This is a genomic window from Streptomyces sp. NPDC020362, assembly GCF_040642095.1.
GTDB lineage: Bacteria > Actinomycetota > Actinomycetes > Streptomycetales > Streptomycetaceae > Streptomyces.
Map to the genome: position 1 here is coordinate 1 of NZ_JBFAET010000232.1, position 12,506 is coordinate 12,506.

The 12,506-nt window shown below is 70.8% G+C and carries 14 protein-coding genes and 2 pseudogenes; 8 read left to right on the forward strand and 8 right to left on the reverse strand.

Translation table 11 applies throughout. The annotated features are described in order from the left end of the window. Positions 1–480: ATP-binding cassette domain-containing protein (locus tag AB0H32_RS41855; RefSeq protein ID WP_361132788.1), on the reverse strand; the 480-nt coding region annotated here is incomplete at its 3' end. A gap of 110 nt (positions 481–590) precedes the next feature. Between AB0H32_RS41855 and AB0H32_RS41860 the strand changes: the two genes are divergently transcribed. Together AB0H32_RS41860 and AB0H32_RS41865 are read left to right on the forward strand one after the other, a co-directional pair. Beyond that, positions 591–1,352, forward strand: a complete 762-nt coding sequence (locus AB0H32_RS41860) for a GntR family transcriptional regulator (protein WP_361132791.1) — start codon at positions 591–593, stop codon at positions 1,350–1,352. Between the two features lie 36 nt (positions 1,353–1,388). Then, complete coding sequence (locus tag AB0H32_RS41865; protein ID WP_361132794.1) at positions 1,389–2,159, forward strand: cache domain-containing protein; 771 nt, start codon at positions 1,389–1,391, stop codon at positions 2,157–2,159. Between the two features lie 58 nt (positions 2,160–2,217). Here the strand turns inward: AB0H32_RS41865 and AB0H32_RS41870 are convergent, their stop codons facing one another. Next, complete coding sequence (locus AB0H32_RS41870; protein ID WP_361132797.1) at positions 2,218–2,826, reverse strand: flavin reductase family protein; 609 nt, start codon at positions 2,824–2,826, stop codon at positions 2,218–2,220. A gap of 126 nt (positions 2,827–2,952) precedes the next feature. Here AB0H32_RS41870 and AB0H32_RS41875 point away from each other — a divergent pair. Then, positions 2,953–4,161, forward strand: a pseudogene (locus AB0H32_RS41875) (recombinase family protein); the annotation flags it as partial. A 141-nt stretch (positions 4,162–4,302) separates the two neighbouring features. On the opposite strand, the pseudogene AB0H32_RS41880 reads toward AB0H32_RS41875, so the two are convergent. Together AB0H32_RS41880 and AB0H32_RS41885 are read right to left on the reverse strand one after the other, a co-directional pair. Beyond that, positions 4,303–4,602, reverse strand: a pseudogene (locus AB0H32_RS41880) (ArsI/CadI family heavy metal resistance metalloenzyme); the annotation flags it as partial. 26 nt (positions 4,603–4,628) lie between these two features. Continuing rightward, positions 4,629–5,996, reverse strand: a complete 1,368-nt coding sequence (locus tag AB0H32_RS41885; RefSeq protein ID WP_361132800.1) for an NAD(P)-binding domain-containing protein — start codon at positions 5,994–5,996, stop codon at positions 4,629–4,631. 192 nt (positions 5,997–6,188) lie between these two features. Between AB0H32_RS41885 and AB0H32_RS41890 the strand changes: the two genes are divergently transcribed. Next, on the forward strand, positions 6,189–6,560 hold the full coding sequence (locus tag AB0H32_RS41890) for a metalloregulator ArsR/SmtB family transcription factor (RefSeq protein ID WP_361132803.1): 372 nt from the start codon (positions 6,189–6,191) through the stop codon (positions 6,558–6,560). Between the two features lie 53 nt (positions 6,561–6,613). Beyond that, complete coding sequence (locus tag AB0H32_RS41895; RefSeq protein ID WP_361132806.1) at positions 6,614–7,135, forward strand: DinB family protein; 522 nt, start codon at positions 6,614–6,616, stop codon at positions 7,133–7,135. A 37-nt stretch (positions 7,136–7,172) separates the two neighbouring features. Here the strand turns inward: AB0H32_RS41895 and AB0H32_RS41900 are convergent, their stop codons facing one another. The 4 genes from AB0H32_RS41900 to AB0H32_RS41915 form a co-directional block, all read right to left on the reverse strand. After that, a complete protein-coding gene (locus AB0H32_RS41900) occupies positions 7,173–8,402 on the reverse strand; it encodes an MFS transporter (protein ID WP_361132809.1) in 1,230 nt (409 codons plus the stop codon). A gap of 90 nt (positions 8,403–8,492) precedes the next feature. Then, positions 8,493–9,560 (reverse strand): ArsO family NAD(P)H-dependent flavin-containing monooxygenase, encoded by a 1,068-nt coding sequence (locus tag AB0H32_RS41905; RefSeq protein ID WP_361132812.1) that lies wholly within the window; start codon positions 9,558–9,560, stop codon positions 8,493–8,495. Beyond that, on the reverse strand, positions 9,557–10,309 hold the full coding sequence (locus tag AB0H32_RS41910) for an aquaporin (protein WP_361132823.1): 753 nt from the start codon (positions 10,307–10,309) through the stop codon (positions 9,557–9,559). The genes AB0H32_RS41905 and AB0H32_RS41910 overlap by 4 nt, the downstream gene beginning before the upstream one ends. A gap of 111 nt (positions 10,310–10,420) precedes the next feature. Beyond that, complete coding sequence (locus AB0H32_RS41915; protein WP_361132815.1) at positions 10,421–10,735, reverse strand: metalloregulator ArsR/SmtB family transcription factor; 315 nt, start codon at positions 10,733–10,735, stop codon at positions 10,421–10,423. Positions 10,736–10,838: 103 nt separating this feature from the next. Between AB0H32_RS41915 and AB0H32_RS41920 the strand changes: the two genes are divergently transcribed. The 3 genes from AB0H32_RS41920 to AB0H32_RS41930 all read left to right on the forward strand — a co-directional run. Further along, positions 10,839–11,474, forward strand: coding sequence for an arsenate reductase ArsC (locus tag AB0H32_RS41920; protein ID WP_361132818.1), 636 nt, complete (start codon positions 10,839–10,841; stop codon positions 11,472–11,474). Positions 11,475–11,520: 46 nt separating this feature from the next. Beyond that, on the forward strand, positions 11,521–11,940 hold the full coding sequence (locus AB0H32_RS41925) for an arsenate reductase ArsC (protein ID WP_361132821.1): 420 nt from the start codon (positions 11,521–11,523) through the stop codon (positions 11,938–11,940). 34 nt (positions 11,941–11,974) lie between these two features. Continuing rightward, positions 11,975–12,506, forward strand: a 532-nt coding sequence (locus AB0H32_RS41930; protein ID WP_361132826.1) for an FAD-dependent oxidoreductase, incomplete at its 3' end; no start/stop codon positions are given.

Genomic DNA, 12,506 nt, shown 5'->3' on the forward strand with positions numbered 1-12,506 from the left:
GTCGAGCAGCAGCACCCGGGGGCGGCCGACGAGCGCGCGGGCCAGAGCGACGCGCTGGCGCTGCCCGCCGGAGAGCTGCGCGGGGCGCCGCTGCCCGTAGCCCTCGAGACGGACCTCGGCGAGGGCCTTGCGGGCACGGACCAGACGTTCGGCCTTGGGTACCTTGCGGACCTTGAGCCCGTAGGCGACGTTCTGCTCGACCGTCATGTGCGGGAACAGGGCGTAGTCCTGGAACACGGTGTGCACGTCCCGCTCGAACGGGGCGAGGCCGGTGACCTCCTGTCCGGCGAGTTCGATCCGGCCCCGCGTCGGGGTCTCGAATCCGGCGATGAGCCTGAGGACGGTGGTCTTCCCGGAGCCGGACGGGCCGAGCATCGAGAAGAACTCACCGTCCCGGATCTCCAGGTCCACCCCGGCCACGGCGGCCGTCTCCCCGAACGACTTCCGCAGGTCCAGCAGGCGGATGGCAATTCCCTCCATGCGGGAACCTTTCTGGCGCGCTCTGAGTTGACCGCAAACATATGAAGTCATAGTTCTAAGCTCAAGGTCCCCTTAGGGTAAAGCTTGAGTCAGTGCGCAAGGTGGTGGCCGTGAGGCAGCACGAGATCGACGGCGGCGCCCGGGCAGCGGGCAGCGGCGCCCGCAGGGCCGTCTTCATCCCGGTGGACAACCGGGCCCGCGTGGACACCGTCGTCCGCCGCATCGGCGACGCCATAGAGCTGGGTCTCCTCGCCGACGGCGAGCAACTCCCCGGCGAGAGCGATCTGGCAGGACAGCTCGGTGTGTCGACGGTGACCCTGCGCGAGGCGCTCATGGCCCTCAGACAGCAGGGCCTGGTCACCACCCGCCGGGGCCGGGGCGGCGGCAGCTTCGTCTCGCTCCCCGAGGTCCCCGCCGACGACCGGCTCAGGGCGCGGCTGCGCGGCTGGAGCACCGAGGAACTGCGCGACCTGGGCGACCACTGGGCCGCCCTGTCCGGCGCCGCCGCCCGCCTCGCCGCACAGCGCACGGAACCCGCCGACCTGCACCAACTGAACCGTACCGCCGAGGAATTGGCGCACGCCGAGGAGACGGCGGCACGCAGCCGCCTCTACGGCCGTTTCCACGTCGAACTCGCGGCGGCCGCCCAGTCCGCCCGGCTCACCCGCGAGCAGGTCGCTCTGCAGAGCGAGGTGGGAGCGCTGCTGTGTCTGGTCCTCGGGAGCGACGAATATCGTGAAGAAGTGACGGACCGGCACCGCTCCCTCCTGTCGGCCGTGCAAGATGGGGCGCACGAAACGGCCGGCACGCTGGCCGAGCGGTGCGTCAGGAAGTCGGCGGCGCGGCTCGTCGCCGTACGCCTCACCCTCTGAACGCGCCGCGTCCGGTTCCGTCCGCTGGAGGACATCATGGGCTGGAGCCACGGGCAGGCTGCCGCGACGCTCGATGCGGACGCCGGCCGGGTGGCCTCGCAGGTGGGCTGCGCGCTGGAGGCGGTCTTCGAGGCCGTCGCCGCCACCCGTGCCGACACGACCGCCCTGCTCGCCCGGGTGGCCGCGCAGGGCCGGCGCCCCGCGAGCGCGGACCTCGCCGCCCTGCGTCCCGGACTGCATCACCGGCTGACCCGTCAGGAACTGGTCTCCGGGGTCGGTTTCGTCGCGGCCCCCGGCCTGCTGGCCGACGTACCCGCCTGGCTCGAGTGGTGGCAGTCGGGCGCCGACGGCGACGTACGGCCCCTGCTGCTGGACCTCGACCCCGGCCGCTCGGCGTACTCGGACTACACGCACTGGGACTGGTACGTCCTGCCCCGCGACACCGGGCGCCGCGCCGTGGCCGGACCGTACGTGGACTACCTCTGCTCCGACGAGTACAGCCTCACCCTGTCGGCGCCGGTCGCCGTCGAGGGCCGCTTCGCCGGGGTCGCCGCCGCCGACGTGTACCTGCGGCACTTCGAAGCGGCCGTACTCCCCTTGCTGCGACGGCTGCCGCGCCCCGCCCATCTGGTGAACGGCCGGGGCCGGGTCGCCGCCTCCGCCGACCCCGCCCACCTGGCCGGGTCTCTCACCAAGGGGCCCGACTTCGGCGACCTGCTCGCCGCGGCCACGCCCGCCCGGCACGGCTGCATGCGGCTCGTACCGTGCCACGGCATCCCGCTCCTCCTCGTCCTCACCGACGAGTGAGCGGTGGGCGAGCGGGGCGTCATCGGCAGCCGGGGCGCGGTCTTTCGGGCCGCCGGCTTCAGTCGCGGGGCCGGTCCCGGTACGGGATGCGCGCCGCCTCGCGCACCTCCCCGATCGTGCTCCACTCGTTCCCGCCCAGCCGGGCCAGCGGGCGCAGCAGTGCGATGTCCGGCCGTCCGTCCACCAGGACCTCGGCGCTCACGGCCGCGTGGACGACCTGGCCGAACACCACCGTCGAGTTGCCGAGCCGCAGCGTCGAGTGCAGCGTGCACTCCAGCGCCACCGGGGACGCGGCCACCCGCGGCGGCTTCACCCGCAGCGACGGCTCGCGCTCGATGCCCAACGCGTCGAACTCCCCCTCGTCGCTGGGAAAGTCGGTCGCGGTCGCGTTGATCTGGGCGAAAAGCGGCTCGGGAGCGAAGTTGACGACGAACTCGCCCGTGTCCTCGACGTTGCGCAGCGAGTCCTTGCGGCCGACGGAGGTGAACTGGACGACGGGCGGATGGGTGCAGGAGACGGTGAAGAACGAGTGCGGTGCGAGGTTCGGTAGAAAGCGGTCCGGGCTGACCGTGGACACCCAAGCGATCGGCCGCGGCACCACCACCGCGGTGAGCAGCCGGTAGAAGTCGTGGGTGGCCATGGTCCCAGGATCGAAGTCAACGCGCATGCCTGTAAGTATCCAGGTCAGCACGTGGGCGGCGGATCCTGGCCCCGGATCGCAGCACCGCCAAGCCCCTGGTTCCGACGGAAAGTGCCCGATGCCGGCAGGCACGAGCCCTGGAGCACCACCGCCATGACCCAACCGATCTCCCCGCTCGACTCCTCGTTCGATTGGGACGACTTCGAGATCCCCGCCCACGCCCGCGGCGGCCGCGTCACCCTCAACCTGTACGACGAGCTGTCCAGGTTCGTCCCCCGTCGCCCCGGCGCCTACCTGCGCATCTCCTCCGACCGCTTCGGCCTCGAAGCCGGCGTGGACCGCCAGCAGGAGGATGCCGAGGACACCCGCTGTCGTCTTGCTTGGGGACCGTTCGCAAAGATCTGCAAGGAGAACGACACCGCGGCGTTCAAGAAGCGCAAGATCACCCGCGCCGACGGCAGCGTCGACTGGGTCGTCGTCCGCCCCGAGCTCCGTCGCCTGCTCGCCGACCTGGCCGGCGGTGACATCGACGGCGTCATCCTCTACGACCTCGACCGCCTGGTCCGCCAGCCGCGCGACCTCGAAGACCTGATCGACGTCGTCGAGCACACCCAACGCCCGGTCGTCGGCGCCACCGGCGGCCGGATGAACCTCATCAACGACAGCGACCGCGACATGGCCCGCATGATGTGCGTCATGGCCCTCAAGTCCTCTGAGGACACCGCCCGGCGCGTCGCCCGCATGCACCTGGCCACCGCCCAGGACGGCAAGATCCAGGGCCGCATCGCCTACGGCTGGATCCGCAAGGGCCCCAACAAAGGCCTACTGGTCGAGGACGAGGCGAGGGCCGTCGCCGACTTCTTCAAAGACTGCCTCGCCGGCGAAACCGCCTACGCCATTGCCACGCAGCTCAACCGACGCGGCGTCACGCCCCCGGCGGCAAAGCAGTGGTCCTCCACCATGGTCAACAAGATGCTCCGCAACCCGCGCTACGCCGGCCTGGTCGCCTACTCCGGCAAGCACCGGGTGGATGCCGCAACCGCCTGGGACGGCTGGTCGAAGGTCCTCTTCGATGACGACGGCCGCCCCCTTACCGGGTGCTGGACAGCCATCGTCAGCCCCAAGACCTGGTCCCAGGTCCAGTTCGAGCTCCAGCTCCGCCGCCACAAGCAGGGCCTGCCCGCCGGCACCCATCGCCCCGCCGTCGCAGTGAAGTACGAGTTGCCCGGCATCCTCACCTGCGGCTTCTGCAAACGCGGCCTGGTGGGGCACAAGTCCAACGAAGGCAAGAACCGCTACTACCGTTGCCCCGCTACCGCACACGGCGGCTGCGGCAAGACCCACATCGCCGCGGAACCGGTCGAAGATGCGATGGCCACCGGCATGACCGCCTTCCTCGCGCGGTTCCTGCAAGCCTCCGTCGCCGCGCCCGCGCCGGCTCCGGAGGAAATCGCCGCTCTACGCGCCGAGCTTCGCTCGGCTTTGACGCGGATGCAGGACTTGCTGGAGGGCGTAGCAGCAGGTGGTGTCGTCTTCGACGTCGGTGGCCAGGCCGGCCTCGCCGAGGCGGGTGGTGGCGGCGTGGACGGCCTCGGTCGTCTCGACCTCGACGCCGAGGTGGTCCAGGCGTGTCGGCTCGTCCGGAGTACCTTCGATGAGGACGAGCTTGAGCGGGGGTTCGGCGATGGCGAAGTTGGCGTAGCCGTCGCGGCGTTTGGCGGGTTCGGTGCCGAACAGCTTGGTGTGGAAGGCGATCGATGCGTCGAGGTCGGGGACGCGGAGGGCGAGCTGTAGGAGGGACATGGCGAACCTCCTTGTGGATGTGGGATTCAGCAGCCGCCGGACGAGGCGGGGGCGCCGATGCCGATCTGCAGGGTGGACGGGGCTGCGCAGCACCCGCCTCCTTCGCCGTCCTGGGCGGCTTCGGGGTCGTCGAACAGGCCGGCGCCGCCGCACACCCCGGTCTCGGGGAGGGTCAGCTCGACGCGCTCGGCGGCTTCGCGGTCTCCGGCGATGGCGGCGGTGATGGAGCGGACCTGCTCGTAGCCGGTCATCGCGAGGAACGTGGGGGCGCGGCCATAGGACTTCATGCCGACCAGGTAGATGTCCTGCTCTGGGTGGGAGAGCTCGTTCACGCCGTGCGGGTAGACGGTGCCGCAGGAGTGGACGTTCGGGTCGACGAGCGGGGCGAGGGCGATCGGAGCCTGGAGACGTTCGTCGAGGCCGAGGCGGACCTCGGAGAGGAAGGAGAGGTCGGGGCGGAAGCCGGTGAGGACGATGATCTCGTCGACCGGGTCGAGGCGGCGGCCGTCCTCGGCGACCAGGATCAGGCGGCCGTCGGTGTCGCGCTCGACGGCCTCGGTGCGAAACCCGGTGGCCGCGCTGGCGTGGCCTGACTCGACGGCGGCCTTGGCGCGCAGGCCCAGTGCACCACGGGCGGGAAGCTGGTCGGCCTCGCCGCCGCCGTAGGTGTTCGCGCTGATGCCGCGGCGCAGGATCCACACCGCGTGCGTGCCGTCCTCCTCCTTGGCCAGGTCAGCGAGGTAGGCGAGGGCGGTGAAGGCGGAGGCGCCCGAGCCGACGACGGCGGTGCGCTTGCCCGCGTACCGGGCGCGGACGGCCGGGTTGCTGAGGTCGGGGACGCGGTAGGAGATGCGGTCGGTGGCCGCCTTCTCCCCGAGGGCGGGCAGGCCGTCGGCGCCCATCGGGCTGGGGATGGACCAGGTGCCGGATGCGTCGATGACGGCGCGGGCGGTGATGCGCTCCTCGTGGCCGTCGGCGAGCTGGATGTGGACGGTGAAGGGCTGCTCGTCGCGCCCGGAGTCGACGATGCGGTCGCGCCCGGCGCGGGCGATGCCGGTGACGGTGGCGCCGTAGCGGACCTTGTCGCCGAGGGTGTCGGCGAGCGGCTGCAGGTAGTTCTCCGCCCAGTCACCGCCGGTGGGATAGGTGGCACCGTCGGGCCGTACCCAGCCGGTCGGTGCGAGCAGCTTCTCGGCGGCGGGATCGGTGACCTCGGCCCAGGGGGAGAACAGCCGCACGTGCGCCCAGTCGCGGACGGCGGAGCCGGCGGACGGTCCGGCTTCCAGGACCAGTGGTTCGATGCCGCGCTCGACGAGGTGGGCGGCGGCCGCAAGGCCGATAGGACCGGCTCCGATGACCAGGACGGGCAGCTGGTCGGTGGTGGGCGCGTTCACGAGGATCCCCTTTAATTCGACGTTTGTCGATGGCCTGTTGTGGCCAGCATGGCATCTGAATAGGCAAGCGTCAATATAGACATTCATCGAATCAGCTGGGAGTGGGCACGCCGCATCGCCGCCCCCATCCCACGCCTGGAGGAACAGACTCGACCCTCGCCAGCCTGGTTCGATACGTGTCAACATAGACATATGTCGAATACGAAGGTGCTGCCGCTGCTGGAGCCGGAGGGCTCCGACGCCGAGGCGCCGTGCTGCCCGCCCCTCACCGAGCGACGCCCGCTGACCGCTGACGAGGCGGAGAAGACCGCCCGGATGTTCAAGGCGCTCGGCGATCCGGTGCGGTTGCGGCTGTTCTCGCTGGTCGCCTCACACGAGGGTGGCGAGGCGTGCGTGTGCGACATCTCCGACGTCGGCGTCTCGCAGCCGACCGTCTCCCACCACCTGAAGAAGCTGAAGGAGGCTGGGCTGCTCACTTCCGAACGGCGCGGCACCTGGGTGTACTACCGAGTAGAGCCGTCAGTGGTCGCCGCAATGGGCCAGATGCTCGGCACCCTGGGCTGAGTCGACCGCACAAACCGAACAGCGAGCGGGTGGGTTCGATGGATGGGGCGTCGGTGGACCGTCAGGTGATCCACGCGGAGATGGAGCGCGCCCGTACGACGTTCCACCGGCTCCTCGACGGTGCCGCCGAGGCCGACCTGCGCAAGCCGACAGACGGCACCCGGTGGACCAACGAGCAGCTGTTGTTCCACATGCTCTTCGGCTACATCTTGATCCGGCCGCTGCTGCTCTTGCTGCGGGTCTTCGGCCGTCTGCCGCGCGGCGCCAGCCGGGCCTTCGCCTGGTTCCTCAATGCCGGCACTCGGCCCTTCGACGTCGTCAACTACTTGGGCCCGCTCGGCGGCGCGAAGGTCTTCGGACGCCGCCGCATGGGGACGGCGTTCGACCGCGTGATCGGCGACCTGCACCGACGCCTGGACGGCGAGCGGGACGCCGATCTCTCGCTGAGCATGCACTACCCGACCCGCTGGGATCCGTTCTTCGGCGACGTCATGACCATCGCGGACCTGTACCGGTACCCGACCCAGCACTTCGATTTCCACCGTCGACAGCTCACGTTGACCGAGGGGCGCTGACCTGCGGGCAGCCTGCCCCGCTCAGGACAGTCCGGCTTCACCAGCGGGCGGTGAGTGCCAGGCCGGACAGGGCCAGCAGCATCCATGCCGCGAGGTAGGCGAAGGCGGCCGTTGGTGAGGAGGCAGTCCACAGGATGCCGGCGACGGCGGAGGCGGCGAGGTTGCCCAGGGACTGCACCGTGGCCAGCAAGCCGAACGCCGAGCCACGCAGGTCCTTGGGGGCGAGTGCCGCGACGGCGGAGTGTTGCGCTGTTTCGACGGCGCCGATGCCGACGCCGGCCAGGACGAACGGGATTGCCAGGACGGCGATGGCCGTGCTGCTGACGGCGAACAGCCCGTAGGAGGCGGCGAAGGCTGCGACTCCGGCGGTCAGGACGAGCAGCGGGCCACGTGCGCCCAGCCGGTCGGCCAGGCGCCCCGCCGGGACGGAGGCAACCGTCGCTGCAATGTTATAGGCGGTGTAGAGGCCGAGCGCGAGCGTGGTAGCCGACTTCGTGCCGTGGCCGGGTGTGAGCAGTTCGGTCGCCCGCAGGATCAGCAGGGTCGCGGCGACATTGCCGACCTCGAAGGCGGCTACCGCGCCCATCAGCCGCCCCAGTTCGCCGCGCAGCACGGGGCGAACACGGATGCGCAGCGGCACCTTGTCCCGGCTGGTCGGCTTCGGGGTGTGGCGGATGGCGTAGACGATCGCCGCGGCGGCAAGCAGTCCCGGGATCACGGAAAGCCCGATGGCCCACTGCACGCCGAGCCAGGCCACCAGGCCGAGGGCGAGCAGAGGCCCGAAGATGGCACCGAGGTTGTCCATCATCCGCTCGAAGCCGTACGCCCGCCCGTACGCGCCTGCCGGGACGATGTCTGCCAGGAGCGCGTTACGCGCAGGCACCCGCAGACCGCGCGCGGTCCAGGCGGCAGCCCGCAGCACGCCGACCTGCCACACGGAGGTCGCTGCCGCGGTCGCGGCACCGAGGACGGCGGTGGTGGTGTAGCCGCCGACGGCGACCTTGCGGCGGCGGGCCGGATCGTCGGCCAGGACGCCGCCACCGAACCGGGCGGCCCCGGCGAGCGCGTCCGAGACGCCCTCGATAGCTCCCAGTGCGGCGGCCGGAGCGCCGAGCGTCGAGGTCAGCAAGGACGGCAGGAGGGCGGTGGGGATCTCATGGCCGACGTCTGCCAGGAAGCTGGCGGAGCCGATTCCGCGCACCCCGGGTGTCAGCCATCGTTCTTGGTCGGGTGCCGAAGGGTGGTCGGAGGCGGGGGTCGCGGTCACATCCGGCAGTCTTCATGAAGCCGCGCATGGGGTGGCATTGGTGGAAGCCACGATTCTCCTGCTGCCGATACGTCGTTCCAGACGCAGCTCTTAGAGCGTTCGGGACGCAGGGAGTGTGCTGATCTCGTGGGCTGCCTCGCGGGCAGGGCGGCCGACACCGATGAGGGTGGCGGAGGCGGGGCCGGTCCAGTCGCCGTAGCCCATCAGATGCAGCCGCGGCTCGTCCACCACCCGGGTGCCCTCGGTGGCGATGTGGCCGCGTCGGCTGCGGAGTCGGAGCGGAGCGAGGTGGGAGAGAGCGGGCCGGAAGCCGGTGCACCAGATGATCGCGTCGGCCTCGGCCCGTGTGCCGTCGGCCCACTCGACGCCTCCGCAGATGAGGCGGGTGAACATCGGGCTCGTCTTGAGCAGGCCGCGGTCGCGTGCTGCGCGTACGGGCGGAACGGCGACGATGTCGCCGAGGGAGGAGACGCCGCCGGTGTCGGTGCGGCCCTCGTCGAGCGCACGGCGGCGGGCGGTGGCCGCGTCGAACAGGGCGCGGCCGTCGATGTCGTCGGCGAGGTAGCGGGGCGGGCGCTGGGTGACCCAGGTCAGCTCGGTGTGGTGGGCCAGGTCGGCGGCGATCTGTGCTCCCGAGTTTCCGCCGCCCACTACGACCACCCGGCGCCCCTCGAAGTCCTGCGGTCGCCGGTATTCGGCGGTGTGGAGCTGGCGTCCGCCGAAGGCCGTACGGTTCGGGACGGTGGGGAGGAAGGGCCGCCACCAGGTGCCGGTCGCACTGATGACGGCGCGGGCGTGCCAGGTGCCGGAGTCGGTCTCCACGCGCAGTTTCCCGCCGTCCCGGTGGACGGCGAGGACGCGCACCCCTCGTTCAACGGGAAGCTCGTACCGCTTCTCGTAGTCGGCAAGGTAGTCCACGACGTGCTGAGCGTCGGGGTAGGTCTCGCCGGGCTGTGCTGGCATGAGGCGGCCGGGCAGCGAGGAGTACGCGGCTGGGGAGAACAGGCGCAGCGAGTCCCAGGTGTGCTGCCAGGCGCCGCCCGGGGCAGTCTGGGCGTCGAGGATGACGAAGTCGAGGCCCAGCCGACGCAGGTGGTAGCCGGCGGCGAGCCCGGCCTGGCCACCGCCGATCACCACCACCTGCGAGGCCAGTGTCATCCGGTCGGCTGCTCTTCGGCCGTCCGGCCGGGCATGAAGATGAGGGCCACCAGAGCCAGTCCGACGACGGCGCCGATGAGCTGCATGCCGATGAATCCGGCGACCGAGCCGGGCGCGATGCCCGCGAAGGTGTCCGTGAATGCTCGGCCAATGGTCACCGCCGGATTGGCGAAGGACGTGGACGAGGTGAACCAGTAGGCGGCGCCGATGTAGGAGGCGACCGCAACGGGGGCGAAGCGGAGCCGGTCGGTGCGGGCCAGGCCGAAGATCAGCAGGATCAGGCCCGCGGTGGCGACGACCTCGCCGAGGAGCAGGTGGCCGGCGGAGCGGTCGTGGGTGGACCACTTCGCCAGGGGCTCGCCGAACATCGCATCGGCCAGGACAGCACCCGCGATCGCCCCGGCGATCTGCGCGGGGATGTAGACGGCCACCTCTCGCGGGGTGACGCCGGCACCGCCGCGGCGGGCTGTCCACCACTCGGCCAAAGTGACCACGGGGTTGAAGTGCGCGCCGGAGACCGGGCCGAGCAGGGCGATCAGGACGCCGAGGCCGAAGACGGTGGCCGTGGAGTTGGCCAGCAGCTGCAGGCCGACGTCCTTGGTCAGCTCGGTGGCCTGGATGCCGGAGCCGACCACGACCGCGACGAGCGCCGCCGTGCCGACCAGTTCAGCGGCGGCCTTGGCCAGCAGCGGAGGGCTCTGCGGCGGGGTGGCCCCCGGGGCGGGTTGCGGCTCGGTGCCCGCCGCTATGGCGGATTCCTCGGCTCTGTCGTGTTCGGTGGCCTCGGTGGCGCTCAACAGGACTCCTCGGTGCGTTCGAAAAGGCGACGGGACGCGGCGACGGACGGGCGCCGGGGAAAATCAGGGACAGGACCGCTTGACGTTGTTCTCGGCGGTGGCGCGCGCGGTCTCCGCGAGGTCGGCGAACTGACCGGCCAGCGAGGCGATGACGTCGGCCTTGAGCCGGTAATAGGTGAACCGGCCGCAGGGCTCCGTCTCCACGATCCCCGCCTCGCGCAGCACCTTCAGATGGTTGGAGAGGTTGGTCTGTCTGGCCCCCGTCTCCTCGATCAGATGCGTACTGCAGAGCGTCTCCTTGGCCAGCAAGGTGACGATCTGGAGGCGGAGTGGGTCGGCCAGAACCCGCAACAGATCAGTGTCGACTGACGTCAGCATGGACTGATACTCTCACATCACTCCTGGCTGATACCAGCCTGGGCTGATCCTTGGGGCCCGCATCCCAGCACGAGTTGGGACCCATGCCCCGAAGGGGGTTCCCATGACCGCATCCCCACCCCCTGTCCTGCCCGACGAACGCCTCGCGACCGGTATCGCCCGGCTCTCGGTGCGCTACCGCGGGCACTTCGCCCCGGAGACCATCCAGCGCCTGATCACCGACTCCTACGAGCGCCTCGCCGAACACGCCCGCGTGCGCACCCACCTCGTCGTGCTGGCCGAGCACCTGGCCACCGAGCGCCTTGACGCCCTCGCCCACATCGAAGGCGCACCGGGAAGCGGCCTGCCTCGGGTGCTGTTCGTATGCGGCCACAACGCCGGCCGCTCCCAGATGGCCGCCGCCCTGCTTGCCCACCGCGCCCAGGGCGACGTGGTGGTCTCCTCTGCGGGAACGCACCCGGCCTCCGCTGTCGAACCGGTCGTCGCGCAAGTGCTGACCGAGGCCGGAGTGGACCTCACCGACGCGTTCCCCAAGCCGCTGACGGACGAGGTCGTGCAGGCCGCCGACATCGTCATCACGATGGGCTGTGGGGATGCCTGTCCCGTGCTGCCGGGCCGCCGGTACCTGGACTGGCCCGTCACCGATCCCGAGGGCGCGCCGATCACCGTCGTCCGCGGCATCCGCGACGAGATCGACGCCCACATCACCGAGCTGCTCGCCTCACTGCCGAGCAGCTGAACCCGACCTCCATACCCCTGTTGATTCACTTACGAAGGAAGTACCGATGTCCTCCAGCCCGCTCGCCTCCGTGCTGTTCGTCTGTGTCCACAACGCCGGGCGTTCGCAGATGGCCGCCGGCTTCCTCTCCCACCTCGCGGGTGACCGGATCGAGGTCCGCTCCGCCGGCTCCATCCCGGGCGACCAGGTCAACCCTGCCGCGGTCGAGGCCATGAAGGAGGTCGGCGTCGACATCTCCGCGGCCCAGCCGAAGATCCTGACCACCGAGGCCGTCCAGGCGTCCGACTACGTCATCACCATGGGCTGCGGCGACGCCTGCCCGATCTTCCCCGGCAAGAAGTACCTGGACTGGGCGCTGGAAGACCCGGCGGGCAAGGGCGTCGAGGCCGTCCGCCCCATCCGCGACGAGATCAAGACCCGTATCGAGGCCCTGATCGCCGAGATCGACGCCAAGCCGGAGGCGTGACGTCCGTGGCGGACAACGGCATACGCGAGGGGTCATCGTCATCGGGTCCGGTCCCGCCGGATACACCGTTGCCCTCTACAGCGCCCGCGCCGAGCTCAAGCCGCTCGTCTTCGGCGGCGCCGTCTTCGTCGGTGGTGCGCTCACCACGACGACCGGGGTCGAGAACTTCCCCGGCTTCCCCGAGGGCATCGACGGCCCGGACCTGATGGCGAACATGCGCGCCCAGGCGGAGAGGTTCGGCGCGGAGATGGTCGACGACGACATCGTCGAGGCCGACCTCACCGGGGACATCAAGACCGTCACCGACAGCGCGGGCACCGTGCACCGCGCGAAGACCGTGATCGTGGCGACCGGCTCCGGCTACCGCAAGCTCGGCCTGCCCAAGGAAGAAGAGCTGTCCGGCCGAGGGGTGTCCTGGTGCGCGACCTGCGACGGCTTCTTCTTCCGCGACCGCGACATCGTGGTCGTCGGCGGCGGCGACACCGCCATGGAGGAGGCGACCTTCCTCACCCGCTTCGCCCGCTCCGTGACCGTCGTCCACCGGCGCTCCACGCTGCGTGCCTCGC

Bases quoted from the DNA above. Each gene is read 5' to 3' on its own strand.
- AB0H32_RS41865 (WP_361132794.1), top strand. From the start codon at position 1,389: ATGGGCTGGAGCCACGGGCAGGCTGCCGCGACGCTCGATGCGGACGCC.
- AB0H32_RS41920 (WP_361132818.1), top strand. From the start codon at position 10,839: ATGACCGCATCCCCACCCCCTGTCCTGCCCGACGAACGCCTCGCGACC.
- AB0H32_RS41915 (WP_361132815.1), bottom strand. From the start codon at position 10,735: ATGCTGACGTCAGTCGACACTGATCTGTTGCGGGTTCTGGCCGACCCA.
- AB0H32_RS41870 (WP_361132797.1), bottom strand. From the start codon at position 2,826: ATGCGCGTTGACTTCGATCCTGGGACCATGGCCACCCACGACTTCTAC.
- AB0H32_RS41925 (WP_361132821.1), top strand. From the start codon at position 11,521: ATGTCCTCCAGCCCGCTCGCCTCCGTGCTGTTCGTCTGTGTCCACAAC.
- AB0H32_RS41890 (WP_361132803.1), top strand. From the start codon at position 6,189: ATGTCGAATACGAAGGTGCTGCCGCTGCTGGAGCCGGAGGGCTCCGAC.
- AB0H32_RS41905 (WP_361132812.1), bottom strand. From the start codon at position 9,560: ATGACACTGGCCTCGCAGGTGGTGGTGATCGGCGGTGGCCAGGCCGGG.